Origin of the sequence: Fulvimarina uroteuthidis (genome assembly GCF_034321785.1) — a bacterium.
GTDB lineage: Bacteria > Pseudomonadota > Alphaproteobacteria > Rhizobiales > Rhizobiaceae > Fulvimarina > Fulvimarina uroteuthidis.
In genome coordinates this window covers 55190-80873 of the sequence record NZ_JAXLPB010000005.1, presented here as the reverse complement: position 1 = coordinate 80873, position 25684 = coordinate 55190, and the positions used below count along the sequence as shown (strand labels likewise).

General features: G+C 63.0%; 29 protein-coding genes. 15 read left to right on the top strand and 14 right to left on the bottom strand.

From position 1 onward, the window contains the following. Positions 1-123: 123 nt before the first annotated feature. From U0C82_RS14690 to U0C82_RS14670, 5 genes are all read left to right on the top strand, one after another. On the top strand, positions 124-1182 hold the full coding sequence (locus U0C82_RS14690) for a potassium channel family protein (protein ID WP_416186695.1): 1059 nt from the start codon (positions 124-126) through the stop codon (positions 1180-1182). Next, complete coding sequence (locus U0C82_RS14685; protein WP_322187964.1) at positions 1179-1841, top strand: DUF2491 family protein; 663 nt, start codon at positions 1179-1181, stop codon at positions 1839-1841. The genes U0C82_RS14690 and U0C82_RS14685 overlap by 4 nt, the downstream gene beginning before the upstream one ends. Before the next feature lie 64 nt (positions 1842-1905). Beyond that, positions 1906-2307 (top strand): DUF350 domain-containing protein, encoded by a 402-nt coding sequence (locus tag U0C82_RS14680; protein WP_322187962.1) that lies wholly within the window; start codon positions 1906-1908, stop codon positions 2305-2307. Between the two features lie 13 nt (positions 2308-2320). Beyond that, a complete protein-coding gene (locus tag U0C82_RS14675) occupies positions 2321-2902 on the top strand; it encodes a DUF1190 domain-containing protein (RefSeq protein WP_322187960.1) in 582 nt (193 codons plus the stop codon). A 4-nt stretch (positions 2903-2906) separates the two neighbouring features. Next, positions 2907-4064 carry a glutathionylspermidine synthase family protein gene (locus U0C82_RS14670; protein WP_322187958.1) on the top strand — a complete coding sequence of 386 codons (1158 nt, stop codon included), beginning with the start codon at positions 2907-2909 and terminating at the stop codon, positions 4062-4064. Positions 4065-4167: 103 nt separating this feature from the next. On the opposite strand, the gene U0C82_RS14665 is transcribed toward U0C82_RS14670, so the two are convergent. The 13 genes from U0C82_RS14665 to U0C82_RS14605 form a co-directional block, all read right to left on the bottom strand. Further along, positions 4168-5394, bottom strand: a complete 1227-nt coding sequence (locus tag U0C82_RS14665; protein WP_322187957.1) for a pyridoxal-phosphate-dependent aminotransferase family protein — start codon at positions 5392-5394, stop codon at positions 4168-4170. A gap of 185 nt (positions 5395-5579) precedes the next feature. Beyond that, positions 5580-6431 (bottom strand): haloacid dehalogenase-like hydrolase, encoded by an 852-nt coding sequence (locus tag U0C82_RS14660; RefSeq protein ID WP_322187955.1) that lies wholly within the window; start codon positions 6429-6431, stop codon positions 5580-5582. A gap of 105 nt (positions 6432-6536) precedes the next feature. Beyond that, complete coding sequence (locus U0C82_RS14655; protein WP_322187953.1) at positions 6537-7508, bottom strand: dipeptide ABC transporter ATP-binding protein; 972 nt, start codon at positions 7506-7508, stop codon at positions 6537-6539. Beyond that, on the bottom strand, positions 7505-8479 hold the full coding sequence (locus tag U0C82_RS14650) for an ABC transporter ATP-binding protein (RefSeq protein WP_322187951.1): 975 nt from the start codon (positions 8477-8479) through the stop codon (positions 7505-7507). Before U0C82_RS14650 ends, U0C82_RS14655 begins: the two co-directional genes overlap by 4 nt. A 7-nt stretch (positions 8480-8486) precedes the next feature. Next, positions 8487-9428 (bottom strand): ABC transporter permease subunit, encoded by a 942-nt coding sequence (locus U0C82_RS14645; protein WP_322187949.1) that lies wholly within the window; start codon positions 9426-9428, stop codon positions 8487-8489. Positions 9429-9442: 14 nt separating this feature from the next. Next, positions 9443-10450 (bottom strand): ABC transporter permease subunit, encoded by a 1008-nt coding sequence (locus U0C82_RS14640; protein WP_322187947.1) that lies wholly within the window; start codon positions 10448-10450, stop codon positions 9443-9445. Between the two features lie 152 nt (positions 10451-10602). After that, complete coding sequence (locus U0C82_RS14635) at positions 10603-12198, bottom strand: ABC transporter substrate-binding protein (RefSeq protein ID WP_322187945.1); 1596 nt, start codon at positions 12196-12198, stop codon at positions 10603-10605. A 111-nt stretch (positions 12199-12309) separates the two neighbouring features. Then, the gene (locus U0C82_RS14630; protein WP_322187943.1) at positions 12310-13461 is read right to left on the bottom strand and encodes an Mrp/NBP35 family ATP-binding protein; all 1152 of its coding nucleotides are present in this window, start codon (positions 13459-13461) and stop codon (positions 12310-12312) included. A 291-nt stretch (positions 13462-13752) separates the two neighbouring features. Then, a complete protein-coding gene (locus U0C82_RS14625; protein WP_322187941.1) occupies positions 13753-14049 on the bottom strand; it encodes a hypothetical protein in 297 nt (98 codons plus the stop codon). A 156-nt stretch (positions 14050-14205) separates the two neighbouring features. Then, positions 14206-14487 (bottom strand): glycine zipper 2TM domain-containing protein, encoded by a 282-nt coding sequence (locus U0C82_RS14620; RefSeq protein WP_322187939.1) that lies wholly within the window; start codon positions 14485-14487, stop codon positions 14206-14208. A 235-nt stretch (positions 14488-14722) separates the two neighbouring features. Next, on the bottom strand, positions 14723-14866 hold the full coding sequence (locus U0C82_RS14615; RefSeq protein ID WP_322187937.1) for a hypothetical protein: 144 nt from the start codon (positions 14864-14866) through the stop codon (positions 14723-14725). A gap of 478 nt (positions 14867-15344) precedes the next feature. Further along, positions 15345-16280 carry an HWE histidine kinase domain-containing protein gene (locus tag U0C82_RS14610; protein WP_322187935.1) on the bottom strand — a complete coding sequence of 312 codons (936 nt, stop codon included), beginning with the start codon at positions 16278-16280 and terminating at the stop codon, positions 15345-15347. Positions 16281-16416: 136 nt separating this feature from the next. Further along, positions 16417-17211, bottom strand: a complete 795-nt coding sequence (locus tag U0C82_RS14605; RefSeq protein ID WP_322187933.1) for a response regulator — start codon at positions 17209-17211, stop codon at positions 16417-16419. Positions 17212-17529: 318 nt separating this feature from the next. On the opposite strand from U0C82_RS14605, the gene U0C82_RS14600 reads away from it, so the two are divergent. The 7 genes from U0C82_RS14600 (at position 17530) to U0C82_RS14570 (ending at position 20964) form a co-directional block, all read left to right on the top strand. Beyond that, the gene (locus U0C82_RS14600) at positions 17530-17826 is read left to right on the top strand and encodes a NepR family anti-sigma factor (protein ID WP_322187932.1); all 297 of its coding nucleotides are present in this window, start codon (positions 17530-17532) and stop codon (positions 17824-17826) included. Further along, a complete protein-coding gene (locus tag U0C82_RS14595) occupies positions 17823-18374 on the top strand; it encodes a sigma-70 family RNA polymerase sigma factor (protein ID WP_322187930.1) in 552 nt (183 codons plus the stop codon). Before U0C82_RS14600 ends, U0C82_RS14595 begins: the two co-directional genes overlap by 4 nt. A 242-nt stretch (positions 18375-18616) precedes the next feature. Then, positions 18617-19024, top strand: coding sequence for an ElaB/YgaM/YqjD family protein (locus tag U0C82_RS14590; RefSeq protein ID WP_322187928.1), 408 nt, complete (start codon positions 18617-18619; stop codon positions 19022-19024). A gap of 6 nt (positions 19025-19030) precedes the next feature. Next, positions 19031-19465 (top strand): hypothetical protein, encoded by a 435-nt coding sequence (locus tag U0C82_RS14585; RefSeq protein ID WP_322187927.1) that lies wholly within the window; start codon positions 19031-19033, stop codon positions 19463-19465. A gap of 79 nt (positions 19466-19544) precedes the next feature. Beyond that, positions 19545-19997 (top strand): host attachment family protein, encoded by a 453-nt coding sequence (locus U0C82_RS14580; RefSeq protein ID WP_322187926.1) that lies wholly within the window; start codon positions 19545-19547, stop codon positions 19995-19997. 263 nt (positions 19998-20260) lie between these two features. Beyond that, positions 20261-20659: a hypothetical protein gene (locus U0C82_RS14575; protein WP_322187924.1), complete on the top strand. Its 399-nt coding sequence runs from the start codon at positions 20261-20263 to the stop codon at positions 20657-20659. 32 nt (positions 20660-20691) lie between these two features. Beyond that, positions 20692-20964 carry a DUF7218 family protein gene (locus tag U0C82_RS14570; RefSeq protein WP_322187922.1) on the top strand — a complete coding sequence of 91 codons (273 nt, stop codon included), beginning with the start codon at positions 20692-20694 and terminating at the stop codon, positions 20962-20964. Between the two features lie 227 nt (positions 20965-21191). On the opposite strand, the gene U0C82_RS14565 is transcribed toward U0C82_RS14570, so the two are convergent. Continuing rightward, entirely contained in the window at positions 21192-22736 is a 1545-nt protein-coding gene (locus U0C82_RS14565; protein WP_322187920.1) for an NAD(P)H-hydrate dehydratase, read from the bottom strand. Between the two features lie 249 nt (positions 22737-22985). Between U0C82_RS14565 and U0C82_RS14560 the strand changes: the two genes are divergently transcribed. From U0C82_RS14560 to U0C82_RS14550, 3 genes are all read left to right on the top strand, one after another. Next, positions 22986-23324, top strand: a complete 339-nt coding sequence (locus U0C82_RS14560) for a P-II family nitrogen regulator (protein WP_322187918.1) — start codon at positions 22986-22988, stop codon at positions 23322-23324. A 76-nt stretch (positions 23325-23400) separates the two neighbouring features. Further along, a complete protein-coding gene (gene glnA / locus U0C82_RS14555; RefSeq protein ID WP_322187916.1) occupies positions 23401-24810 on the top strand; it encodes a type I glutamate--ammonia ligase in 1410 nt (469 codons plus the stop codon). Between the two features lie 326 nt (positions 24811-25136). Then, a complete protein-coding gene (locus U0C82_RS14550; protein WP_322187914.1) occupies positions 25137-25475 on the top strand; it encodes a hypothetical protein in 339 nt (112 codons plus the stop codon). Positions 25476-25684: the final 209 nt, after the last annotated feature.

Genomic DNA, 25684 nt, shown 5'->3' with positions numbered 1-25684 from the left:
GGTTTGACGTCGGTTTTACATCAGCACCCGGGGCTTCATCAATCGAGGCCCGCAGAAAACGGACGCCGCAGCCCCGGAAGAGCCGCTCCGGGCAAGATGGGGTGGCGCACCAAAGGAAACGAGATGCCGCTTTTCATGAAGTTTGCGCGACACGCCTATGTGGCGCTCGCAGAACTCACATGGGCCGCGGTTCTGTTCCTCTTCATCGCCCATCTGGCTTTGTCCTACGGCCTTCTGCGTCTTGCGGGAGAGACCGGTCTTACCGGTGACGTTTTCACCTACATCTACTATTACGGTGTGACCGCGACGACCGTCGGTTACGGTGACCTGTCGCCCGGCGGAATGCCCGGCCGCATGCTGGCGACATTCTTCGTCATCCCGGGGGCGATCGCGATCTTCACGGCGGTCCTCGGAAAGCTGCTGACGGGCATAAGCGGGGTCTGGAGGAAACGAATGCAGGGTGCGGGCGATTATTCCGCGAGAACCGGCCACATGCTTGTGCTGGGCTGGCAGGAGGGCATGACGCGCCAGCTCATGACCATGCTGGCGAGCGAGCGGACGGACGCCGAGCCCCTGCCTGTGCTGCTTGCCCGCAGCCTCGAGGAAAACCCGATGTCGGAGACGATCGATTTCGTCAGGTCCGAACGCCTGGCCGACCCGGAGGCGCTCGAGCGCGGCGGCATCATGGGCGCGCGCGGCGTGATCGTGCGCGGCGAGAACGACGACGAGACGCTGGCCGCGGCGCTCGTCGCCGCCACGCTCAATCCCGCCGCCCACGTGGTGGCCCATTTCGAATTTCAGCGCACCGCGGACATCGCCGCAAGGCAGGCCTCGAAGATCGAGACGATCACCTCGCTCTCGCCCGAGTTGCTGGTGCGCGCCGCTCGCGACCCCGGCTCGTCGCAGGTCGCCAAGCTGCTGCTGTCGGCCGGCACCGCCGACACGGCCTTTTCCATGGACATGCCGGAAGGCCTCGCGCCGCTCAGCTACGGCAAAGCGTTGATCGGCCTTCGGGCCCGGTGCAACGCGACCCTCGTGGGGATCGGCCGCAACGGCAAGGTGGATCTCAACTGCCCGGACGATGCGGCGATCGGCTTCGGTGACACGATCTACTATATCAGCGACCATAGGCTCGATGCCGGGTCGATCGACTGGAACGCGATGGAAGGCGGCGGACGATGATCTTTTCCCTGTTCGGCAAGAAGACCCCCGAGACGGAACTGCCGGCCGAAGTCGGCCCCCTGGGCATCCCGATCGGCGGTGCCCTGGAGCTCGATCTCCTGTCCCTGGAAGCCGACGCGTCCGCGTCGCAGCCGGGCATGGCGCTCCCGCATGGCGGGACCTTCGTCTGCGTGGCCTATGGCGAGGCGCGGCTCGATGCGAACACGGTGCTGTCGCGCTACTATGACGATGACGACCGGCTGCTGCAGGTCCTGTCCGCCAGCGGCCGCTTCGGCGATGCGATCGACGATATCAGCATCTACCATCCGTGGGACAGCGTCGTTCCCGCCGGACAAAGCGAGTGGGACCGCTGGGTGGGCGCGAGCGGCATGGTCGGCGAGGCCCGCTACGATGCCGACGGCGTCGTGTTCGACCGGTTCTGGGGCGAGGGCGAGGAACGCGCCGATCTCGTCGAGTTCGTCGAGGACATCGACGACGGCCGGCAGAAGCGCGCGATCCACCAGACCTGCATGCTCTATTCGCGTCCGCTCGGGCGGACGCGCGAGATGCTGCTGATCAATGTCGAGCGCGAGCTCTCCGCCGGCTCGGCCCGCCAAGGTGGCTCGATCGAATTTCTGCTCGGCTATGGTCTTGGCGCCGCCGATGTGAGACGCGTTTGAAACGAGACAATGAGGATCGCGCGCGCCACGGATGCGCGGCGACCGTGAAAGCACTGGAGAGACGATGTTCGGTTACGTTGCGGGCCTGCCCAGTTTCCTGGCCTATTTCATTCTTGGCCTGGTTCTCTACGGCTTGTTTGCCGCCGTCTACACGGCCCTGACCCCGCACAAGGAGATCACCCTCATCCGCGAGGGCAACATGGCGGCGATCCTCGCCTATCTCGGCGCGATCATCGGCTTCGGGATCGTGCTCTCCTCGGCGGCCGAGAACTCGGTCGCGATCGTCGATTTCATCATCTGGGCCATCGTCGGCGTCCTGGCGCAAATTCTCGCCTTCTTCGTCGCATCGCTGACCATGACCAAGCTGCACGAGCGGATCACCAGGGGCGAGCTGGCCGCAGGCGTGTGGAGCGCCGGCAATTCCATCGCCATCGGCCTGCTCAACGCGGCTTGCATGACCTACTAAAAGAGGATTGAAGATGCGCAAGCGCAAGATCGGCTCACATCCCCCTCTCCTCGCCCTCGGCACGATCGCCGCGACCGGCCTAGTGCTCTCGGGCTGCGGAGAGGAACCGGCGACTGACGCCGTGTTCAACACCCCCACGGAATGCGCCTCGTCGGGCGTCGATCTGGAAATCTGCGAGGCGGAGTACCAGCAGGCCCTGCAGCAGCACCTGTCGAACGCCCCGCGTTTCGACGGCCAGGCAGCCTGCGAAGCCGAATATGGCGAAGGCCGCTGCCTCGATGCGGGGCAGGTCGCCGACCAGCAGGGGGCCAACAATGGCGGAAGCGGATCGTTCTTCATCCCGTTCATGACGGGCTATCTCGTCTCTTCCGCGATCGGCAATCTGGCGAGCTACGCCGCGTACCGGAACTATCGTTCGTCGCCTTCGTACAACTATTCCTCGCCGATCTACACCAATCGCGCCGGGCAGACCGTGACGAGCGCCGTTCGGGACGGGCAGCGGATCTCGCGTCCGGTGAACGTCAACACGCGCACCGTCTCGCGCTCGGGCTTCGGTGGGCGCTCGACCTCGCGCGGCGGCTTCTTCGGCGGATGATCGATTGAAAAGGATCACCCTTCCCGAACGTGAGGACTGGCGCGCGAAAGCCGAGGCCGTCGGCTTCGGCTTTCACGAAATGTATGGCGAACCCTACTGGCTCGACGATGCGGCCTATGTGTTCTCGCTGGCCGAGATCGCGGAGGCGATCGAGGATCCGAGCGCCGAACTGCACGTCATGTGCATGGAAGTCGCCGCCGACGTCATCCGCGATCCGGCGATGATGACGAAGCTTGCCATCCCCGAGCCGATGCAGGAACTCGTCCGGACCTCGTTCGAGACCGAGGAGCGCCACCTCTACGGCCGTTTCGACCTCGCCTATGACGGCACGGGACCGGCCAAGCTTCTCGAATACAATGCGGACACGCCGACCTCGATCTTCGAATCGGCCTATTTCCAGTACAACTGGCTCACCGACAACATCGCGCTCGGCTCGCTTCCGGAAGACGCCGACCAGTTCAATACCATCCAGGAAACGTTGGTCGAGGCGTTTCGCGCCTTTTCCAACGAGCCGATCTTCCACTTCGCCGCCTATACCGAAAGCGACGAGGACCGGGGAACGGCCGCCTATCTGATGGACTGCGCCATCCAGGCCGGCCACCGCACCGAACTTCTCGACATTCGCGAGATCGGCATCGATGCGGAAGAACGCTTCACCGATCTGCAGGACCGGACGATCGAACTCTGCTTCAAGCTCTACCCGTGGGAGGACATGCTGCGCGAACCGTTCGCCGAGCATCTCGGCCGCTCGGGCACCCAGTTCGTCGAGCCGCCATGGAAGACGATCCTGTCCAACAAGGGTCTCCTTCCGCTCCTGTGGGACCGGTTTCCCGGCCACCCGAACCTTCTGCCCGCCTTCTTCTCCGATGATCCGCGCGCCGACGCGTTGCAGAACGCGGTGCGCAAGCCGCTTCATTCGCGCGAGGGCGAGAACGTGACCTTCATCGAGGCCGGTCTCGTCACCGAACGGTCGGACGGCGATTATGGCGACGGCGGTTTCATCGTCCAGGAGATGACGAAGCTGTTCGAAAGCGAGGGAAACCACGCGGTCCTCGGCACCTGGATCGTCGGCAACACCGCCTGCGGCCTCGGCATGCGCGAAGACCGGAGCCGGATCACGCGCAATCTCTCGCGCTTCGTGCCGCACGCGATCATCGGCTGAGGGTCGTCGCCGACCGTCCCCGGCGACCTCCACCCGTGGAACGCACGAAGCCGGCGCCCCCGAGGGACGCCGGCTCTCGTCATATCTCGTTTTGTCGCGCTGCTTACTTCAGGTTGCTCTTCAGTTCGGCGACGGCTGCGTCGACATCGGTCTTGTGGTCGTAACGGTTCAGCATATCGCCGAAGCGCGTCACGATCTCGGTCAGTTCGCTCTCCTTCAGGAGATTGAGGATGCCGACGCGGATCTGGACGGGCTCGGACAAGGTCGGCCAGATGCAGAACTGCTCTTCGCGGCACGTGTTGACGAAATCCTTTTCCTGGCCGCGCAGCTTCTCCGGCAGGTCGAGGACGAGCAGGCTCGTCATGTTGGACGTGACGTTGCAACCCATCTTGACCAGCGCCGCCCTCAGGGCCTTCTCGGCCTTGCGGTAATGCTCGGCCCGCTGCAGCATGCCGTCTTCGAGCACCATTCGCAGCGCTTCGTGGAACGAGGCGACCGCATAGGGCGAATGCGTGCGGTGATAGCTGCCCTTCTCGACGTCCTGACCATCGACGATCGCCCAGTGGCGGGCTTCCATGATCGGATGGTGGACGAAGGAACGCGCCCCGACCTTCTTCAACTCTTCGATGTACTGGTCGGAAAAGGTCACCGGCGCATAGGTCAAGGGCAGCGCCATGACGCCCTTTTGCGGACAGGAGGCCCAGCCGTGAATGCCCGGGAAATCGTCGGCGCGGAACTCTTCGATGCCGAGGGAGGAGACGGCATCCACGAGACCCATCACGCCATGCTCGACGCAGGCATCGCTGAAGCCCTTGATGTCGTTGATGCGGCCGGAACCGGTCTCCCAGTGAGCCATCGCGGCCCATTTCGGCTTGTGCTCGGCCAGCGCCTCGGCGACGATTTCGCCGGTGACGGACTGGCCATGCGGCACCTTGACCGTGATGACCGAGGCGGCCTTCGGATCGGTGGAGTTGGCGCGCAACTCCTCCTCCGTCGCGCCCTTCATGCGGACCGACAATTCGTCGATCCCGGAGAACGTCCCGTTGACGAAGAGAACGATCTTCTCGCCCGGATGGACGACGCTGAACATCATGTCGAGCGCGGACCAGCCCGTGCCGGCGACGCCGAACGTATGGACATTGTTGGTGCCCCAGATCTCGCGAAGCATCTTCTTGGCTTCGATCATGCCGCGAAGCACGTTCGGGTTCATATGGTCCGCAACGCCCTGGTGATAAAACGCATCGAGAACGCGCTGCGACGTATTACCGGGCCCAGGACCTGCGGCGATGGTGTTCGGGATCTTCAGTTCCGGAAACACTGGTGCATTCATTGTTTGGCTCCTCCCATTCGTTTCATCATGCTGTTTCGACCGGCCGATCCGAACCGCCGTTCGTCCTTCGACACGCGTGGTCAAAGCGCCCTGCCACCAACATAGGCCGTCCGCCCCCAACGGACCCACACCCGAAAGACGACAAAAATCCTACCCGCACTGGCAACGGTGCCGCCCTCCGGCGGCTACGCGTCCTTTTCCCCCAGGCGCGTCAAGGCGATGCGGGATGCGATGGATTGAACGGCATGGATCAGCGACTTGAGCATCTCGCCGCCCTGCGCGTAGCTCGGCGGCGCGAGATTGCTCGGCCGCTGGTCGGCATGCATGGTCTTGGCGCCGGCAAACCCGCCGTTCTGGCGAACCGCGATGGCGAACCCGCTGTTCGTCTCGACATATTGGAAGGCCTGGAGATCGGACGCGCCGTCGCCGACGAAGATCATCTGGTTCGGCGGCACGGCGAGATCCTCGTCCGCAACCGCCTTCGTCGTCGATTCGGGTGCGTTGGATCCCTTGATGCTGAGCCCCTTGGACAGGGCCTGCATGTAACGCGCCTTTTCCGGATGGGTCAGCCCGCGCTTGATGAAGACGGCTTCGCCCCTGTCGTCGAAGTGCAGGGACGAGCCCCAGATGCGATCGAAGCAGTCCTTGATCGCGGTGTGCTCGATGAGGTCGACATAGCCCGACGAGATGACGGTGAAATCCACCTCGACCCCGGGCGCGATCTCGCGCGCGGCGGCCCGGATCCGGTCGGGCATCAGCGTGACTTCGTCGTAGAGACGGATCGTTCGGCCTGCGTCCCGCAACGTGTCACGGGTGAGCGGGCGTCCGTTGTCGCGGCCCGCCTCGATCAGGGCATAGGCGCGGGCGTTGATCGAATCCCAGGTGTTCGAATCCAGAGGTTCCCGGTAGCGCCGATGCCATTCGTCGACGTCGAGGCCCATCGCCGCGACGATGACGTCGAGGGAGGACTCCGCCAGCGTCTTGTCGAAATCGAACGCGAGCGCGATGCGGTCGTGAAGCGGCCGTGTGATCTGCATGAAGGGTCCTCGTCATCGAAAGCTGTCGCGTTCGAAGAGAGGGCCGATCGGGATGGCTGCAAGTGCGCCAGAATGCCCTTCGCGAACCGGTCCGACGCGGACGGTTCAGATCCGTCCTTCCTCCACGGCGAAACACGCGACTTTCGTCGGACCGTGCTCCGTCAGAAGCGGCCGCTCCGTGCGGCACCGCTCGTTGGCGTAGGGGCAGCGCGGATTGAACGAACATCCCGGCGGCGGATCGAACGGCGACGGGAGTTCGCCGCTTAGCCGGATTCGTTCGCCGCGCTCGTTCGGGTTCGTGGCCGGCGTCGCGGAAAGAAGCGCCTTCGTATAGGGGTGCCTGGGGCCGGCATAGAGCGCTTCCTTGGGCGCGATCTCCACCGGGCGGCCGAGATACATGACCAGCACTCGGTCCGCCACATGCCGGACCACGGACAGATCGTGGCTGATGAAGATGTAGGTGAGTTTCAGCCCATCCTGGAGATCGGCCAGAAGATTGAGGACGGCGGCCTGGATCGAGACGTCGAGGGCCGAGACCGGTTCGTCGAGAACCAGGATCTTCGGATCGAGGATCAGCGCGCGGGCGATCGCGATCCGCTGGCGCTGGCCGCCGGAAAACATGTGCGGATAGCGATTGTAGTGTTCGGGCCGCAGCCCGACCTGGCTCAGCATCGCCTCGGCCTTCTCGCGGCGCTGTTGGCCCGAAAGGCTCGTATTGATCTTCAAGGGCTCGGTGATGATCGCCCCCACCTTCTGGCGCGGATTGAGCGCGCCATAGGGGTTCTGGAAGACGATCTGCACCGTCGAGCGCAGGCGTTTCGCGCCCTCCGAATGGCCGGCGGATATCGAGACGCCATCGATGATCAGTTCGCCCTCGGTCGGCTCCTCGATCATGGTCAAGATGCGCGCCAGCGTCGATTTCCCGCAGCCCGATTCGCCGACGATCGCGAGGGTCTCGCCCTCCTCGACGGTGAAACTCGCCTCCTTCACGGCCTTCAGTCCGAGCGGCTTGGCAAAGAGGCCGCGCCGGACTTCGTAGACTTGGCTGAGATTGTCGGCCGATACGATCACGCTCATGCGGCTTTTCCGGCGGTATTCAGGGGATAGTGGCACAGCGCTTCGCCGAGCGCGGCGCTCTGGTGCGGCGGTACGACCGTGCGGCAAATGTCGTCCGTGCGGTCGCAGCGGGGATTGAACAGGCATCCGTTCGGCCGGTCGCCCTGCCCCGGCACGACGCCCGGAATGGTCGGCAACCGGTCGCCGGTCGCCCGCTCCGGGATCGCCGACAGAAGCGCCGACGTGTAGGGGTGATGCGGCTCGACGAACAGGGTTTCGACGGACTGGCGTTCCACCTGCTGGCCGGCATACTGCACCACCACCCGGTGCGCGGTTTCGGCAACGACGCCCATGTCGTGGGTGATCAGGATCATCGCCATCTTGTGATCCTTCTGGAGATCCACGAGAAGGTCGAGGATCTGCGCCTGGATCGTCACGTCGAGCGCCGTCGTCGGCTCGTCCGCGATCAGAAGCTTCGGATGGCAGGCAGTCGCCATCGCGATCATGACGCGCTGGCTCATGCCGCCCGAGAGCTGGTGCGGGAAGGCCGAGAGGCGACGCTCGGGCTCGGGCAATCCCACCTGCTCAAGAAGCTCGATCGCCCTTCTGTGGCGGGCTTTCCGGTCAAGGCCCAGATGAATCCGCAGGCTTTCCTTGATCTGGTAGCCGACCGTGAAGCACGGATTGAGCGAACTCATCGGCTCCTGAAAGATCATCGACATTTCGGCGCCGATCAGCCTGCGCCGTTCACGCGCGCCGATCGCCCGCATGTCGTGGCCCTCGAAGGCGAGCGCATCGGCCGTCACGGTGGCCGAGGGCGGCAAAAGCCCCATCAGTCCCAGCATGGCGACGGACTTGCCGGACCCCGATTCTCCGACGATGCCGAGGATCTCGCCCGCCTCGACCACGAGATCGAAGCCGTCGACGGCCTTGAAGGGTCCAGACGCGGTGTCGAACGTGACGGACAGGTTGCGGATGGTCAGAAGCGTCATCCGGTTCTCAACTCCGCTTCATTTTCGGGTCGAGCGCATCGCGCAGACCGTCGCCGATGAGATTGATGGCGAGCACCGTGATGAGGATGGCGAGACCGGGAAAGGTCACGACCCACCAGGCGCGCAGGATGAACTCGCGGGCTTCGGCCAGCATCGTGCCCCATTCCGGCGTCGGCGGCTGTGCGCCCATGCCGAGGAAGCCGAGAGCGGCCGCATCGAGAATGGCGTTGGAGAAGGAGAGCGTCGCCTGGACGATCAAGGGGCCGAGGCAGTTGGGAAGGATCGTCACGACCATCAACCGGATCGGGCCGGCGCCCACCACGCGCGCGGCGGTCACATATTCCCGCTGCTTCTCGGCCATCACGGAAGCGCGTGTCAGACGGACGAAATGCGGTTGCAGCACGAGTGCGATGGCGATCATCGCATTGGTGAGGCCGGGGCCCAGCACGGCGACCAGCACCAACGCCAGCAGCAAGGAGGGGAAGGCGAGGATGATGTCCATCATCCGCATGATGACCGTATCCACCCAACCGCCGACATATCCTGCGATCAACCCGATCGAGATGCCTGCGGAAACGGCGACGATGACGACGACGACGCCGATGAACAGCGAATATTGCGATCCGTAGATGATGCGGGACAGGACGTCGCGCCCGACGGCGTCGGTGCCGAGAAAATAGGTCCACTGGCCACCCTCCTGCCAGGCGGGCGGCAAGAGGAGCGCGTCCCGGTTCTGCAGGATCGCCGAGTGCGGCGCGATCAGCGGTGCTGTGAGCGCGACGAGGACGACGATCGCGAACACGACGAGGCCGACGACGGCGCCCTTGTTCTCCGAGAAGTAGAACCAGAACTCCGAAAGCCGCTGCGTGCGGACGGATTTTTCCGGCTCGCGGTCGCGCACGCCTGCGCCGACCCCCTCGCCGCTTTCCTGGGCTTCGACATGACTCATCGCACCAGCCCTTTCTAGCGCGCGCGAACGCGCGGATTGACGACGCCGTAGAGCAGATCGACGATCAGATTGACGAACATGATGACCAGGGCGATCAAGAGGAGCCCGCCCTGGACGACGGGATAGTCCCGGCGGAAGACGCTATCCACCATCCATTTTCCGATCCCGGGCCAGGAAAAGATCGTTTCGGTGAGAATGGCGCCCGCCATCAGCACACCGATCTGGAGACCGATCGTGGTGATTACGGGGATCAGCGCGTTGCGCAGGGCATGGACGCCGATGACCCGGCGCGGCGCCAGGCCCTTGGCACGGGCGGTGCGGACATAGTCCTCGCTCAGAACCTCGAGCATAGCCGAGCGCGTCTGCCGCGCGATGACCGCCAGGGGAATGGTGGCGAGCACGATCGAGGGCAGGACGAGATGGGAGACGGCCGACTTGAACGCGCCCTCCTGCCCCGAGAGCAGGCTGTCGATCAACATGAAGCCGGTCGTCGCGGGAAAATAGTAGAGCAGATCGATCCGCCCGGACACCGGCGTCCATTGAAGTATGCCGGAGAACAGGATGATCAGCAGCAGACCCCACCAGAAGATCGGCATGGAGTAGCCGACGAGCGCGGTCCCCATGGTGATCTGGTCGAACCAGGAGCCGCGTTTGACCGCGGCGAAGACGCCCGCCGGCACACCGAGGAGAACCGCGATGGTGATGGCGGTCAGGGACAGTTCGAGCGTTGCCGGGAACAGCGTGAAGAACTCGCCCGCGACCCCGCGCTTCGTCACGATCGACGTACCGAAATCACCGGAGAACAGCCCTATCAGATAATCGAAGAACTGGAAGACGATGGGCTGGTCGTAGCCGAGCTGCGCCATGATCGCGGCATGGCGCTCGGGGTCCATCACCCGCTCGCCGGCCATCATCGCGACGGGATCGCCGGGCAGCAGGCGGATGAAGGAAAACGCAACGATCGCGACGCCGATGAACGTCGGCACGAGAACGAGAATGCGTGACAGGAAGAATCGCAGCATGCGCGGAATCGATCGTCTTTGGCAAAGGGCTTCGAATGGACGAATGACCGGCGTGCGGCCTTGCTCCGGTTCAACGAAGCAGCGGACGAAACATGACGTTCCGTCCGCTGTCATATCAATCCCTTAGATCAGTTCGATCCTTTGGATCAATATCACTCGGCGATGTCGACATCGTCGAAGCGGTGATAGCCGAGCGGATCCTGGACGAAGCCCTTCACCGTATTGCGCATCGGCATCACGACCGTCGAATGGTCGATCGTCAGCCAGGGCGCTTCCTCTTTGAAGATCACCTGCGCCTGCTCGTAGAGCTTCGTGCGCTCCGCCTGATCGGAGGTGGTCTTGGCCTGCGTCACGAGCTTGTCGAATTCCTCGTTGCACCATTGGGCGCGGTTGTTGCCGCCGACCCCGTCGCAACCGAGAAGCGTATCAAGGAAGTTGTCCGGGTCGCCATTGTCGCCGGTCCAACCCAGCATGGCGGCGCCGTCGCGATCCTTCGCCTTCGACTTCTCGAGATATTCGCCCCATTCATAGGAGACGATCTCGGCGTTCACGCCGACCTTCCGGAGGTCCGACTGCATCAGTTCGGCCGCCCGGCGCGCGTTCAGCATGTAAGGCCGCGAGACCGGCATGGCCCAGATCTTCATGGACAGGTCCTCGACCCCGGCTTCCTCGAGCATCTTCCTCGAAGCCTCGGGATCGTAGGGATCGTCCTCGATCGCATCATTATAGGACCACATCGTCGGCGGGATCGGGTTCTTCGCGGGGACCGCCGCGCCCTGGAAGACCGCGTCGATGATGGCCTGCTTGTTGATCGCCATGTTGAGGGCCTTGCGCACCTCGACCTGATCGAAGGGTGCCTGGGTCGTGTTGTACGCCATATAGGCGACGTTGAGACCCTCCTGCTCCATCACGGTCAACTCATCGTTGGCCTTCATCGCTTCGACATCGGCGGCGTTGGGATAGGGCATGATCTGGCATTCGTTCGCGGCCAGCTTCTGCGCGCGCACCGAAGCTTCCGTCGTGATGGCGAAGATCAGGTCATCGAGCGGCTGCTTGCCGGCCCAGTAATCCGGATGGGCCTTGTAGCGAATGACGGCGTCCGGCTGATAGGCGACGAACTGGAACGGGCCGGTGCCGAGCGGCTGCTGATTGAGCAGTTCCATGGTGCCGTCGGCTTCGAGCTTGTCGGCATATTCCTTCGACATGATGGAGGAGAAGTCCATCGCGAGATCCGCGAGGAACGGCGCCTCCGGCTGGGACAGGACGAACTTGACCGTCATGTCGTCGACCTTCTCGATCGATTCGATCAGGTCCGGGAAGCCCATGCTGGAGGCGTATTCCCAGCTGGCGCCCGCAACATACTGATTCCAGGGATGGTCGGCGTTCAACTGGCGTTCGAAGGAGTAGATGACGTCGTCCGCGTTCAGGTCGCGCGTCGGCGTGAAGAAGTCGGTCGTCTGGAACTTGACGCCCGGACGCAGCTTGAACGTGTATTCCGTGCCATCCTCGGAAATCTCCCAGGATTCGGCCAGGCCCGGCTCGGTCTCTGTCGACCCGTGCTTGAACTCGACGAGACGATTGTACACCGTCCGCGACGAAGCGTCGAAGGTCGTACCGGCCGTATAGAGCGCCGGGTCGAACCCTTCGGGAGAGCTTTCCGAACAGTAGACGAGGGTCTTGGCGGAGGCGGCGGAACCGAGCGCGAGTGTCAGTGCCGTGGCGGCGAGAAGCCGGGTCATCAGTTTCATGTGACGAATTACCTCTTGTCGGGAATCGAAAGCAGGGTTCCGTGCCCCGCTTCCGTTCCGCTTATCCGATATGTTTTTTAACGACGGCGCAAGAGGCGAAGCTTTCGACACTCAGTCGAAGACGATCGTCGGAGACGTCGTGTGCTGGGTATCCTTTTCCAGACCGGCGAGCGCACGCGCCGCCATGTCCCGATAGAGTTCGGCGTGTGGCCCGTCCGGTTCCGCCTGGACGATCGGAACGCCCTCGTCCGACCGGACCCGGATGTGCATGTCGAGGGGCATTGCGCCGAGGAACGGGACATCCTGCTTGGCCGCTTCAGCCTCAGCGCCGCCATGCCCGAAGATCTCGTAGCGCGTCCCCGTATCGGGCGCGATGAAGTAGCTCATGTTTTCGACGATACCCAGAATGGGCACGTCCACCTTGCGGAACATGGTGATTCCGCGGCGCGCGTCGATCAGGGAAAGATCCTGCGGCGTGGAGACGATGACCGCACCGGCGAGCGGCACCTGCTGGGCCATGGTCAGCTGCGCGTCGCCCGTGCCGGGCGGCATGTCGACGACCAGAATGTCGAGATGGCCCCATTCGACCTCCCGCATCATCTGGTTGAGGGCCGATACCACCATCGGACCGCGCCAGACCATCGCGGTTTCCTCGGAAACCAGAAGGCCGATCGACATGACCTTGATCCCGTAAGCCTCCAGAGGTTTCAAAAGCCGACCGCCCGCCGATTCCGGCTTGCGATCCGTCAGGCTCAGCAGGCGCGGCATGGATGGCCCGTAGATGTCCGCGTCGAGAATCCCGACCTTCAGGCCGAGATCGCGAAAACCGAGAGCCAGATTGACCGCCGTGGTCGACTTTCCGACGCCGCCCTTGCCGGACGCGACCGCGACGATCTTGTCGATGTTCGGAATTCCCGGTTTCGTCGCACGGGCGGGGGCGCCACGCGGGGCCGGCGGCGGACTCTGACGGCGCGCCTCGATCGGCGCGGGCGCGGCCGACGGTTGTCCGGCCTGCTTCTCGGCGGTGAGGGCCACCATCGCCTTGGTGATCCCGTCGAGCTGCTCGACATAGCGCTCCGCCTCAACCCGGAACGGCTCGAACGCTTCGGCATCCTTCGCCGGAACCGTCAGGGAAAAGAACGCCTTTCCGTCCGCGACGAAAATATCCGAGACCATCTTGCGCGACACGACGTCGGCGCCCCCGTCGGGCGTCTTCATATCCGCGAGGATGGATCTTATCGTCGTCTTGATGTCGTCCGTCACGAGGTCACAGGTCCTTCTACGATTCCACGTTCTTGCGAACGCAGATATGCTGTCCTCGGCCGAACGCAAATGCTTATCTCGTGACCATCGAACCGCGATGGCCGGTTTCGGCGAAAGCGGACGCGCGTCGTCTCCGCGACCCCACTCGACGCGCATGACCGGAATATGCCCGGTGACAGTGCGGTCCGAAGATGGTGAATCTTAGCTTTGGAGCGGTCCGGCCTGGCGCTTTCGTGCAGGCCTTGGCCGGCGATAAGCCGAACCGAGCGGGCTCCGCCTCCGGCGTCAGCTTCAGAGAGCGAAATCCTCTGGACAGTTGGCCTCGAACCGCCGTGTCGACCCGCTGCGCTGCCAGATGCATTGTCCGGGCACGTTTGCCGCGGCACCGACGAGCCGGTCGCCCTGTGCAACCTCCGGCTCCGGGATCGTTCCGAGCCGGTAGGGTCTGACGCTGGCATCCTCCAGGCCGAAAACCGCGCCGAAGACCGGAGAGCCGCCCGGTCCCGAACAGCCGCTCACCGCGGCGCAGGCGAGAATTGCCAGCCCGACCGCCGCGGGCCTGCAAAGGGCGCTTGAAAAGAGTGTCACGATCGCAATCATCCCTGCCGCACGGTGCGCGATGAACGGGCCGGCCACGATCGGCCGTCATCGCTCATCTCCAACGCCTCATCATCGCACCCATCACAAACACAAAAAAGCCGTCGGCGAAACCGACGGCTCTCTGAATGCGGAAGTCTGAAGGCCTCAGTAACCCTGCGGGCAACGATAGACGTTGCCGTCGGAATACTGGCAGTAGCCCTGACGGGTCTGCGAACGACCGATGACGTTGCCGGCCACGGCGCCGCCGGCCGTGCCGATCGCGGCACCGATGAGGGTCGATTCGGTGTTGCCGCCGATGGCCTGACCTGCAAGCGCACCCACGGCACCGCCCGCCAATGCGCCGCCGCCGGTGTAGCGATCTTCCGTCGTGCAACCCGCAGCTGCGAACGAGAGGGTCAGTGCGGCGACTGCAAGCATCTTTTTCATGAAGCGGTTCTTTCCTTTGATGTCCTGCAATGCGGACAGTGGCGTTTCAGGTGAGTGTTACAATAGACCTTTCGTCGTGGTCCAGCCAGTCCAAAACGTCAATCAGAAGGGGATAACCCAGACAAACCAAGGTGGTGACGACCAATGCTTGAACAACACGACGCGTGACGCCTCACTTCGGGCGAAGCGTACTGAAGCCATTGTCTTGCTGAACGCGGAATGAACCGGTCCCGCGTCAGCGCGATGCGACCAGCTGATCGGCGTCCTGTACGATATCGATGTCGAGCTTGCCGTCGCGGGTGACCGACCATTCGAGCGACGCCGACTGTTCGAGCGCACCTTCATCGACGGCTTCGCAGGCACCGTACAATTTCGGCATCCGGGTATCGGCCAGTTTGATCTGCAGTCCGAGATCGCGGCGACAGTCCTGGATCGATTCGTATGCGGGCGCTGGGACGGGCACTTCGCGGCAAGATGTCACGTCGGCCGAACATCCGACCAAAAGCATGAGAGCTGCAACATGTTCCATGTGGATTCTCCGTGTTGCTTACTAAACTCGGATCAATCACCTTGGTTCCGTTGGTAAACGGCGCGCGTACGCAAATTTCAATTCGTCAAGGCCGTTCGGATCGATTTGCACACTGCCCAGATGGCGGGACGCGCTCCGTACCGCCGTTCGGACGGATCAAGCATAGGATCGGGCATGGGCCGGTGCCGAACCTACCTTGCTTCCAGGCGGGCCTCGACGCAGAGCGACAATCCGGTTGGCGCTGCGGGACGTCGACGAGACGGAATCTGCATTGTGCGGCGCGGGGATGCGGGGCGGACAAACCCGATGATCAGGGTCCGGCCGCCGATCAGTGGCCGCTCGTCTCGTTCGTCAGTTCGAACTGCGCGTCCGGGATGACGAGACGGTAGAGCACACCGTCCGGCTCGTGGGTCAACTTGGCCGTCCCGCCCACGGCGTTCGGAACGATCCGCTCCAGCGTCGCCGTTCCGAACCGCGGATCGCGGTTCTGGCGAACGCGCGGTCCATGGCTCTCCTTCCAGATGAGAGCCAGATCCCTGTGATCTTCGATGGTCTCGAACTCCGTGGTGATCTCGACCTGTCCCCCTGGCACCGAGAGCGATCCGTAGGAGGCGGCGTTCACGGCCAGTTCGTGGAGGGCAAGGCCGACATGGAGCGAGGCGGTCGGCGAAAGGTAGACCGCGGCCACATTCGACTTGATCTGCTGGTTCCCGTCCGGCGCGTAGCGCTCGACCTGGAGATTGATCAGTTCGTCGAGCTGCGCGCCGCGCCAGTTGGTGTCGGTGACGATATCCTGCGAGTAGGACAAGGACTGGATACGGCCCCTGAACCGGACGAGAAATTCGGGAACCGTCAGCGAATGCCGGGCTGTCTGGCTCGCCAGACTCTGGATGATCGCGAGCAAATTCTTGGAGCGGTGGGACAATTCGCGCAGCAGCGTCTTCAGCGTATCCTCGCGCCGCTTGCGTTCGGTGATGTCGATCGACGTGCCGAGAATTCCGCTCACCTCGCCATTCTCGTCCCGGTCGACATCGAGCTGTATGTCGTACCAGCGCACGGTGCGCGCACTTTCATGCAGGAACTCGAACCGGACGGGCTCGGCGTTCGCAAGAACCCGGCGCTTGATTTCGATCGAGTTCTCCAGGGCCGATGAAGCCAGGACATCGTGATCCGACATACCTTCGCGAACGTCGCACAGCCAGGTTTGACCCGGATTGCAAACCCACGAATAGCGAAGATCCTGGTCCTGTCGGAACACGGACATATCCGTGTTCTCGACAGCTTTCATGACCTTAGCTGCCAGCATTAGACCACGCCTGAACTCTGGGACCTTCGACGAATGCCACCGTTGGCATCGCAAAGCTCGTTGTTAAAGTCCGGGAAGAGTCCCGGGCCACGCATTACGCCGCAACTCTGCGGTCACTCTCGAAGAACAGGGCCTGGCTGATCAGCGCCTTCACCATGTCCGGATTGAACGGTTTCGTGACAAGGAACGTCGGTTCCGGACGCTCGCCCGTCAAAAGCCGCTCCGGAAATGCGGTGATGAAGATGACGGGCACCGACACATGCGAAAGAATGTCGTTCACGGCGTCGATGCCGGAACTGCCGTCGGCCAGCTGGATGTCGGCCAGAACCATGCCGGGCTGCTGCTGCTCGAAAAGCTTGATCGCTTCCTTGTGGGTCCGGGCAACGCCGGTGACCGAATGGCCGAGGCCCTCGACCATCTGCTCTATATCCATCGCGATCAGCGGTTCGTCCTCGATGATCATGATGTTGGTCGAGACCTGCCGACCGATGTCGGCGCTCGCCTGGCTGATCAGCTTGGAAAACTCCATCTCGCTCTTTCTCAGAATGTCCGCGGCCTCGTCCGTCGTGAACCCCTCGACGGCGACCAGCAGAAATGCCTGCCTAGGCAACGGAGATATGGCCTTGAGGTTGCGTGACGCATTCTCTTCCCAGGCTCCGCTCTGCGTATCGTCCTGAATGTTGACGTCGAGCGACTGCCACAGGGACGAGAACAGCTTGTACAGCGAGATCCGCGGCGACTGGTCGTCCGGGAAAATGTCCGGATCGGCGATCAGCGCTTCGAGGACCGCCGCAACATAGGCATCGCCGCTCGTCTGCGAACCAGTGAGCGCCCGGGAGTAGCGCCGGAGGTAAGGGATATGCGGTGCAATGCGGGATGACATCGACATGAAAACTCCCCTCGTGTCGATTGAATTGAGGTTTGAGCGGTCGCATGACGGCGATCGGCCGAAATGCTTCCGTCAGGCCGACGCCCCTCGAACGGAGGATTGCTGCGGTCCTGCCTATTTATGGGGCCTCGTTGCGCGATGTGAAGTGGCACACGGGAATTCGACATCGCACAAGCGTCGGATTCCAACACGGAAAACGAATCCCCTTGAGCATTTGCGCGACGCTCATATGTGGATGACAGCGAGATCTCTTTTCTTCCATGCAATAAGGGAGCATCCGCCCAACTTCATTCCGGCTTTGCGTGCGCGCACGACGACATGATCGGTGACCCCGCAAATGTTCCGCACGAGAAGCACCATATGAAAGACATGCCAGGATCGACCATGGAAGAACGTAACGTCGACAGGGACAGGCCGAGTGCCGGTGACAAGGATAAAGTGGACTCGAACCAAATGAATCTCGCACTACCCAACGCGATCGGGGATCGTCTGAGAGCCTATTATGACGACGTGGCCGCCGCGCCCGTTCCAGATCGTTTCCTCTCTCTCCTCGACCAGCTCGACGAGGCCGAGGCGAAGCGAAAACGCGAGTCTGACGATGAGGACTGTGAATGACCGTCGAAACCGATTTTCGTCGCGAACTCATCCAGGTCATACCGAACCTTCGTGCGTTCGCGGCATCGCTCGCCGGCTCGTTCGACCGGGCCGACGATCTCGTCCAGGAGACGTTGGTCAAGGCGTGGGACAAGCAGCACACGTTCCAGCCAGGGACGAACCTCAAGGCATGGCTTTTCACGATCCTACGAAACGAGTTCTATACTCAGATGCGCAAGAAGGGTCGGGAAGTGCAGGATGTCGATGGCATCCATGCGATGCAGCTCGCCGGCCATCCCGAGCAGCAGGGTCACCTCGACCTCCAGGATTTCCGCAAGGCCCTCGACATGTTGCCCGACGACCAGCGTGAGGCTCTCATCCTGATCGGCGCCTCCGGATTCTCCTATGAGGAAGCGGCTGAGATCTGCCATTGCGCCGTCGGCACGATCAAGAGCCGCGTCTCGCGGGCGCGGACGCGCATCGGACAGATTCTCCAGATCGACGGCGATGGCGAGTACGGGCCGGACTCGATCACGTCCCAGATCATCGGCGTCGCGCCCGCGGCGTGATCCTGGTCGGCCCATCCGGATCGGACCCGGATGCGGGGTTCCGGTCGACGCAGCCAGCGCCTCTCCTCCGCCATCATCGGGACGCTTGGCCGGACCGATCGGACCTTGGGCAAAAAGGTCGGTAAAAATCGATCCGAGCACCGCGCGCGCCGGGAACATTCGCGGGCGTGAGCGGTTAGCAGAGCAGCAGAACACACGACCCCACCGGGTTTCTGGTGGGTGCATTCTCAGAAAGGGAAAACATGGCCTCGGACACGACATCCTCCACGCTCGGAACGAGCACACCGACTGCTTCCTCGACGGGCGGCACGACAACGTCTGGATCGTCGTCCAAACCGACCGAATCGAGCGCTGCCAAGCGCGGGGATCGGGAAGAGCTGGAAGCGCAGATCTCCAAGCTGCGGGAAGACGTGTCCGGTGTGGCCGAATCCCTGAAGGCGATGGCGAACAACCGGTCGAGCAACGCCAAGAATCAGGCCGCCGCGATGCGCGACGAGTACAAGGCCAAAGGCGAACGCTATCTTCAGCAGGCGCAGGAAGCTGCCGACGACCTCGAGGAACAGGTCAGCGACCGCATTCGCGAAGAACCCATCAAAAGCGTTCTGATCGCCGCGGCCATCGGCTACCTCTACGCTCGCATCTTCCACTAAGCGGCCATGTGGTTCATTCTCGCGAAAATTTTTCAAGGCGAACTGGGCATCTATTTCGCGAGGCTGAAGCGTCTTGCGATCCTTTATGTGATCATGGCCATTTTCGGCATTCTGCTCCTGGCCTTCCTGATCACCGCCCTTTTTGTCTACGTCGCGACGCAGATCGGCCCACTGAACGCGGCTTTGATCGCGTCCGGGCTGTGTCTCGCGGTGATGGTCGGCTTGTGGATCACGACCATCGTCGTGAGACGACGGCCCGAGAAGCGGGCTCAGGATCGCATGAAACGCGACATCGCCTCGGTCGCCGGCACCTCCGCGCTGGTCAACCTTCCCAAGATCTTCGCGATGGCCCGCAAGCGGAAGGCTGCGGCCTTTCTGACCCCGGTCGTCGCCTTGGTCGGGTTCGGTATCTGGCGAATGCTGCAGGGTGACGGGGACTGACGAAGTCGCGTGTCGGCATCTGGACGAGGGCGCGCTCACGGTGCGCCCTTTCTTTTTTCAAACATGAGGTTACGCGGACATGAGCTCTGTTAAAATCGGATATGAAACCTGGGTTCTCATCGCCGACGGGGAGAAGGCCCTCTTCCTGAAGAACCTTGGGGACGAAGAACTTCCGAACTTCGAGATACAGCGCGTCGAGGAACAGGAAAACCCGTCGGACAGCGACCAGAGCGCCAACAGGCCGGGCCGTGGCCGAGACGGTGGCAAGGACAATCCGCACAGCTCGGCCTTTCAGGATACGGACTGGCATGAACTCGCCAAGGACCGGTTCGCCGCCGAACTCGGCGAAATCCTCTACAAGATGGCTTACCGCAAGCGCTTCGACCGAATCGTGCTGGTCGCCTCTCCGTCGACGCTGGGCGAGCTTCGCGGCCAACTCCACAAGGAGGTGAGCGACCGCGTCGTCGGAGAAGTTGCAAAGGATCTCACCAACCATCCGATCGGCAAGATCGAAGACATCCTGACGAACTGATCGGGGCGCAGACCCCGTCTTGACCAAGGCCCGGCACGCTTGGAACGCGCTGCCGGGCCTTCTTGCGTCGACTGCCGTCCATTGCGTTGCGGTTCACCTCGAAGACCGGCTCGTAGACGCCGCCTTTCCATCCCGGGACCGCCGGTCACAAAGGTCAGGGCTGTGCAACCTTTCCGCCACGAGCGAACTTGATCTTTCAAATCAAACATTGCGACGGCGCGACCCGTTGGCCGCCCCGGCGCACAAGGCGAGGACATAAGAGCATGGCGAACGACCAGACCCGCACGGAAGCCAACATCCTACCGATCGATCAGGCTATTGGCGGCGATGCCGATACGCAGGGCATCGCCCAGCCGGTGACGCAGGCCGAGATCGACGACGTGCTCAACAACCCGACCCTTCCGATCGAAGAGCGTCAGAAGCGCCTCGAAGAGATCCGCGCGCGGATCGGATCGCGGGAGAACGCCGATCGCGGCGACGACATGTCGGCGATCGAGATGCAGATCAGCGAAGCGCTCGGCCTGCTGGCAGGCGGCGGCCATACCTATGCAACGGCGGAGAGCGTCGGCATGGATCCGGCCAGCCGCGCGGACGCGCGCTCTCCGGACGATGATCTCAGCCTCGGGCAGCCCGATGCGGCCGGCACGCGCGAACCGAAGTAAGATCCACCACCACGAGAACCGGACCACGAACCATGGCCGACAAGCAGCATGAACAGAACCCTTCCCTGAAAGATCCGGATCTCTACGAGGATCTTCGCCGTCAAGGCCATTCGAAAGGCAAGGCAGCCGCCATTTCGAATGCGCAGGCCAATCCCGACATGGAGCCGTCGAAGAAGGGCGGAAAGGCACCGGCCTATGAGGACTGGACGAAGGACGAACTCTACGACCGCGCCCAGGAACTCGACATTGAGGGGCGGTCGGGCATGTCGAAGGACGAATTGATCGAGGCCCTGCGCAACAACTGAAAGCCCAAAGCCGCGCCTTCCGGGTCGCGGCTCTGATCCCATCAGGCGGATCGCCGTCTGCGAGCCGGGAGCATTGGCGGCGCGGATGTCTTCCAACTGACACCGCGCCGCGTCCCGGCCCCTGACCCCTTCTTTCTCGAGGAAAGAGCACGCGAAGGCCCCGTCCGCGTACCTCGCGAACGTCCTGGCGCTTTCCGAACGCCTGCCTGGGCGGGCATCGGTCCGCTTTATGCGAGAAGCTCGGCAAACATTGCGGGCAACTGTCCGGCAAGATCTTCCGCGATGAGACCGGGCCCGAAGAGTTCGGCGGACCGTCCGTGCATCCAGACCCCGGCACAGGCCGCCTCGAAGGTGGGCGTGCCCTGCGAGAGCTGGGCACAGATCATGCCTGTCAAAACATCCCCCGTCCCGGCCGATGCAAGCCAAGGCGTGCCGTTGGCGTTGATCGCCGCGCGTCCATCGGGCGCGGCGATGACCGTATCGCGCCCCTTGAGGACGACGACGGCACCGGAGCGCACCGCCGCCTCACGGGTCCGGTCGAGCTTCGACAGCGATCCCTTCGCCGCAAGATCGGGAAACAGACGCTTGAACTCTCCCGCATGGGGCGTCAGGACAAGGTTTGGGCCGCCCTCGCCTGCTTGGCCGAGAGCTTCGTCGAACAGCTCTTCCGGCCGATCGGCGAACGACGATATCCCGTCGGCGTCGAGAATCAGAAACCGGCCGGCCTTCAGGATCTGCGTGGCATACGCCCGTGCCGTCCCGCCGACGCCGAAGCCCGGACCGAGAACGAAGGCCTTCAAGCGGCTATCGTCCAGATGCCGGGCAAGGTCTCGTTCGCCGTCGCATCGCTCGACCATCACCGCGGTCACCTGCGCCGCGTTGACGAGGATGGCGCCTGCCGGTGAGAAGAGGGTCACGAGCCCGGCACCTGCCCGCAGGGCCGCGCCCGCGGCCAGCCGGGCCGCACCGGTCCGCGATGCGGAGCCGGAAAACACCACCGCGTGCCCCCGGTCGTATTTGTGGCCGGCGTCGACCGGCAGGCTCAAATCGGCACGCCACAGCGCCGGGCGGTTCACGAACTGTCGCGGCGCGATCGTCTCCAGGACATCGGGCGCGATCCCGATCTGCCGCACATCGAGGACACCGCAATGGGAGCGTCCGGGTTCGAGGAAATGGCCGGGCTTCGGCCGGAAGAACGTCACCGTGCGGTCGGCCGTAAACGCCTTGCCCAAAACCGCTCCGCTCCTGCCGCACAGACCGGACGGCAGGTCGATCGCGAGAACCGGGACCCCTGCCCGCTCAACCGTCTCGATCAGATTCGCGATTTCCGCATCCAGGGGCCGCGATAGTCCGGCACCGAAAAGACCGTCGATCACCAGTGCGCAACCGTCCCCGGTGAACGCGCCCAACGGTTCTACAGAACCCCGATAGGCCGCAGCGGCCCACGCCGCGTCGCCTGCGAGCCGATCGATGTCGCAGACCGAAAAGACCACGACGTCCACCCCCTCGCAACGAAGCGTTTCGGCCGCGACGAACGCATCGCCGCCATTGTTGCCGGGTCCCGCAAGACAGGCGACCCTGACGCCGTTGCCGCCGCCGCCCGGACCGCCGAGCATCGCCTGCGCGACCTCGGCGACGGCGCGCCCCGCAGCCCCCATGAGGGTCCGGCCCGAGATTCCGCCTGCGATCGTCAGCCGATCGGCCGATGCCATCTCGTCCGGCGTCAGGAGGGCGACGTCGTAAGGCCCGGAGGCAATCGGAGCGTCGGTCATGATCGGGTCTCCAGCTTCAGTACACTGTCGGCACGCGCGTTCGTCCTGGCTTCGAGATAGGGCGAGAAACCGGTCCGCAGGACCTTGATGGCCGAAACTTGTCGAATTCGGTTTCGAACTGGCCGGCGCGGCCGTTGCGACTACTTCCCTACGCGCTGCTATCCATGCCATGCTCCGACGCGCATTCCACGCGAGCGTGGAAGGATGGGCGCGCGTCCGCGCCGAAGACTAGAAGCTAGGGGAATCTCGATGAAAAAGGTGGAGGCGATCATCAAGCCGTTCAAGCTCGATGAGGTCAAGGAAGCTCTCCAGGAAGTCGGACTGCAAGGCATTACCGTCACCGAGGCCAAGGGCTTCGGCCGGCAGAAGGGTCATACGGAACTCTACCGCGGTGCCGAATATGTCGTCGATTTTCTTCCAAAGGTGAAAGTGGAACTCGTGCTCGGCGACGATGTGGTTTCCAAGGCTGTCGAGGCGATCCGCAAGGCTGCGCAGACAGGGCGAATCGGCGACGGAAAGATTTTCGTGTCGAACATCGAAGAGGCCATCCGCATTCGAACCGGCGAAGCGGGCACGGACGCAATCTGAGCCACAAACGTTCGTCGTTTGGACCCCCACAATTCATAAGCCTGAAATTACAGCCTATTCACAGGGAAAGACTATCATGACCGATGCGAACGAAATTCTGAAGCAGATCAAGGACAACGACGTCAAGTTCCTCGATCTCCGCTTCACCGATCCCAAGGGCAAGATGCACCATGTCACGATGGATGTATCCTGCGTCGACGAGGACCTGTTCTCCGAAGGTTCGATGTTCGACGGCTCGTCGATCGGCGGCTGGAAGGCCATCAACGAGTCCGACATGGTGATGATGCCGGATCCAGAGACGGCCTACATGGACCCGTTCTTCGCTCAGTCGACCATGGCCATCGTCTGCGACATTCTCGATCCGATCTCCGGCGAGTCCTACAATCGCGACCCGCGGACCACCGCCAAGAAGGCCGAGGCTTACCTTTCCCAATCCGGCATCGGCGACACCGCGTTCGTGGGCCCGGAAGCCGAATTCTTCGTCTTCGACGACGTCCGCTACAAGACCGACCCCTACAACACCGGATTCAAACTCGACAGCACGGAACTTCCCTCGAACGACGACACCGACTACGAGACCGGCAATCTCGGCCATCGCCCGCGCATCAAGGGCGGCTATTTTCCGGTGCCGCCGATCGACAGCGCCCAGGACATGCGTTCCGAGATGCTGACCGTCATGGCCGAGATGGGGCTCGAGGTGGAGAAGCATCACCATGAGGTCGCCGCCGCGCAGCACGAACTCGGCATCAAGTTCGACACGCTCACCCGCAACGCCGACAAGATGCAGATCTACAAATATGTGATCCATCAGGTCGCGAACGCTTACGGCAAGACCGCGACCTTCATGCCGAAGCCGGTCTTCGGCGACAATGGCACCGGCATGCACGTGCACCAGTCGATCTGGAAGGACGGCAAGCCGACCTTCGCCGGCGACGAATATGCCGGCCTGTCCGAGAGCTGCCTCTTCTATATCGGCGGCATCATCAAGCATGCGCGGACGCTGAACGCGTTCACCAACCCTTCGACGAACTCCTACAAGCGCTTGGTTCCCGGCTACGAAGCGCCCGTGCTGCTCGCCTATTCGGCCCGCAACCGGTCGGCTTCGTGCCGCATCCCGTTCGGCCAGTCGCCGAAGGCCAAGCGCGTCGAGGTGCGGTTCCCCGATCCGACGGCCAACCCCTATCTCGCCTTCGCGGCAATGCTGATGGCCGGCCTCGACGGCATCAAGAACAAGATCCACCCCGGATCCGCGATGGACAAGGATCTCTACGACCTGCCGCCGGAAGAGCTGAAGGAAATCCCGACCGTCTGCCGGAGCCTGCGCGAAGCGCTGGAGCATCTCGATTCGGATCGCGACTTCCTGAAGGCCGGCGGCGTCTTCGACGACGACCAGATCGATGCCTACGTCAAGCTGAAGATGGAAGAGGTCGAGCGTTACGAGATGACCCCGCATCCGGTCGAGTTCGAGATGTACTACTCGGTCTGACACCATTGAAACCGACGCGCGAACTTGATCCGCCGAACGAGGAAAGGGGTGCCATCGGCGCCCCTTTCTTGTTCCGACCGCCGATCAGGCCCTTCGGCTTAAGTGGGCAAATCGTTCCGGATGAAGCGTACATCGCAGCGATTTCTGCTCTCATTGGGAACTGATCGCAGACCTTGCGACGGACCTGCGCCTGCCGGAGCCGTGGACCGGTATCGCGCCCACGCGCCACGCCTTCGTTTCACACGATCGATCGGTTTTGAATGATCAATATAGGAAAATACTAAGAGATTTCGGCGATGCTCCCGCAATCAAACGAGACAATCGCTATGAACTTATTTCTCGACGGTTTCATTTCTACATTTCTGTACACTCCGATGCGGGCGCCAACCCCGACCGAGCACAGCAAGGCTGAGTCGGTCGTGGTCGCAAAGCTCGGGGCATCGGCTCCGGCGCAAGCGCCATCGGTCAACGCGGCACAAGCTGCGGCGCGAGCACAGGCCATGGCCAAATTCACCGCCTGGCGGCTGGAAGCAACGACGAACGATGTCGTGCCAGCCGACCATTCGCGCCCTGCGCCCCAGGAACCCAGCGGCGGCACATCTGTGACGGGTCCGATCAGGATGATCTCGCCGGCCGCCGTCAAAGCGGCCTACGCGGAAGTCTGACCGTTTCAGCGCACTGGGCGGTTTGGGCGGCGAGCGGAAAGGCTCTGCCGCCTTTCGCTTTGCGTGCCTTGAAAGCCAGCCGAACTTCCTCAGTCGAACAACGACCGCACCCGTCACACGTCTGGAATGGGGTCTGATGCGGACGATCGACGTGATCGGCATCGGATGATCCGAAGACCGAGGTCACGTTTCGGATCGGTGCCTCCAAA

Excerpts from the sequence above, each read along its gene's own strand:
- U0C82_RS14690 (WP_416186695.1), top strand. The coding sequence starts at position 124 with ATGCCGCTTTTCATGAAGTTTGCGCGACACGCCTATGTGGCGCTCGCA.
- U0C82_RS14685 (WP_322187964.1), top strand. The coding sequence starts at position 1,179 with ATGATCTTTTCCCTGTTCGGCAAGAAGACCCCCGAGACGGAACTGCCG.
- U0C82_RS14680 (WP_322187962.1), top strand. The coding sequence starts at position 1,906 with ATGTTCGGTTACGTTGCGGGCCTGCCCAGTTTCCTGGCCTATTTCATT.
- U0C82_RS14675 (WP_322187960.1), top strand. The coding sequence starts at position 2,321 with ATGCGCAAGCGCAAGATCGGCTCACATCCCCCTCTCCTCGCCCTCGGC.
- U0C82_RS14665 (WP_322187957.1), bottom strand. The coding sequence starts at position 5,394 with ATGAATGCACCAGTGTTTCCGGAACTGAAGATCCCGAACACCATCGCC.
- U0C82_RS14660 (WP_322187955.1), bottom strand. The coding sequence starts at position 6,431 with ATGCAGATCACACGGCCGCTTCACGACCGCATCGCGCTCGCGTTCGAT.
- U0C82_RS14655 (WP_322187953.1), bottom strand. The coding sequence starts at position 7,508 with ATGAGCGTGATCGTATCGGCCGACAATCTCAGCCAAGTCTACGAAGTC.
- U0C82_RS14650 (WP_322187951.1), bottom strand. The coding sequence starts at position 8,479 with ATGACGCTTCTGACCATCCGCAACCTGTCCGTCACGTTCGACACCGCG.
- U0C82_RS14645 (WP_322187949.1), bottom strand. The coding sequence starts at position 9,428 with ATGAGTCATGTCGAAGCCCAGGAAAGCGGCGAGGGGGTCGGCGCAGGC.
- U0C82_RS14640 (WP_322187947.1), bottom strand. The coding sequence starts at position 10,450 with ATGCTGCGATTCTTCCTGTCACGCATTCTCGTTCTCGTGCCGACGTTC.
- U0C82_RS14635 (WP_322187945.1), bottom strand. The coding sequence starts at position 12,198 with ATGAAACTGATGACCCGGCTTCTCGCCGCCACGGCACTGACACTCGCG.
- U0C82_RS14620 (WP_322187939.1), bottom strand. The coding sequence starts at position 14,487 with ATGAAAAAGATGCTTGCAGTCGCCGCACTGACCCTCTCGTTCGCAGCT.
- U0C82_RS14615 (WP_322187937.1), bottom strand. The coding sequence starts at position 14,866 with ATGCCGAAATTGTACGGTGCCTGCGAAGCCGTCGATGAAGGTGCGCTC.
- U0C82_RS14610 (WP_322187935.1), bottom strand. The coding sequence starts at position 16,280 with ATGTCCGTGTTCCGACAGGACCAGGATCTTCGCTATTCGTGGGTTTGC.
- U0C82_RS14605 (WP_322187933.1), bottom strand. The coding sequence starts at position 17,211 with ATGTCGATGTCATCCCGCATTGCACCGCATATCCCTTACCTCCGGCGC.
- U0C82_RS14600 (WP_322187932.1), top strand. The coding sequence starts at position 17,530 with ATGATCGGTGACCCCGCAAATGTTCCGCACGAGAAGCACCATATGAAA.
- U0C82_RS14595 (WP_322187930.1), top strand. The coding sequence starts at position 17,823 with ATGACCGTCGAAACCGATTTTCGTCGCGAACTCATCCAGGTCATACCG.
- U0C82_RS14590 (WP_322187928.1), top strand. The coding sequence starts at position 18,617 with ATGGCCTCGGACACGACATCCTCCACGCTCGGAACGAGCACACCGACT.
- U0C82_RS14585 (WP_322187927.1), top strand. The coding sequence starts at position 19,031 with ATGTGGTTCATTCTCGCGAAAATTTTTCAAGGCGAACTGGGCATCTAT.
- U0C82_RS14580 (WP_322187926.1), top strand. The coding sequence starts at position 19,545 with ATGAGCTCTGTTAAAATCGGATATGAAACCTGGGTTCTCATCGCCGAC.
- U0C82_RS14575 (WP_322187924.1), top strand. The coding sequence starts at position 20,261 with ATGGCGAACGACCAGACCCGCACGGAAGCCAACATCCTACCGATCGAT.
- U0C82_RS14570 (WP_322187922.1), top strand. The coding sequence starts at position 20,692 with ATGGCCGACAAGCAGCATGAACAGAACCCTTCCCTGAAAGATCCGGAT.
- U0C82_RS14565 (WP_322187920.1), bottom strand. The coding sequence starts at position 22,736 with ATGACCGACGCTCCGATTGCCTCCGGGCCTTACGACGTCGCCCTCCTG.
- U0C82_RS14560 (WP_322187918.1), top strand. The coding sequence starts at position 22,986 with ATGAAAAAGGTGGAGGCGATCATCAAGCCGTTCAAGCTCGATGAGGTC.
- glnA (WP_322187916.1), top strand. The coding sequence starts at position 23,401 with ATGACCGATGCGAACGAAATTCTGAAGCAGATCAAGGACAACGACGTC.
- U0C82_RS14550 (WP_322187914.1), top strand. The coding sequence starts at position 25,137 with ATGAACTTATTTCTCGACGGTTTCATTTCTACATTTCTGTACACTCCG.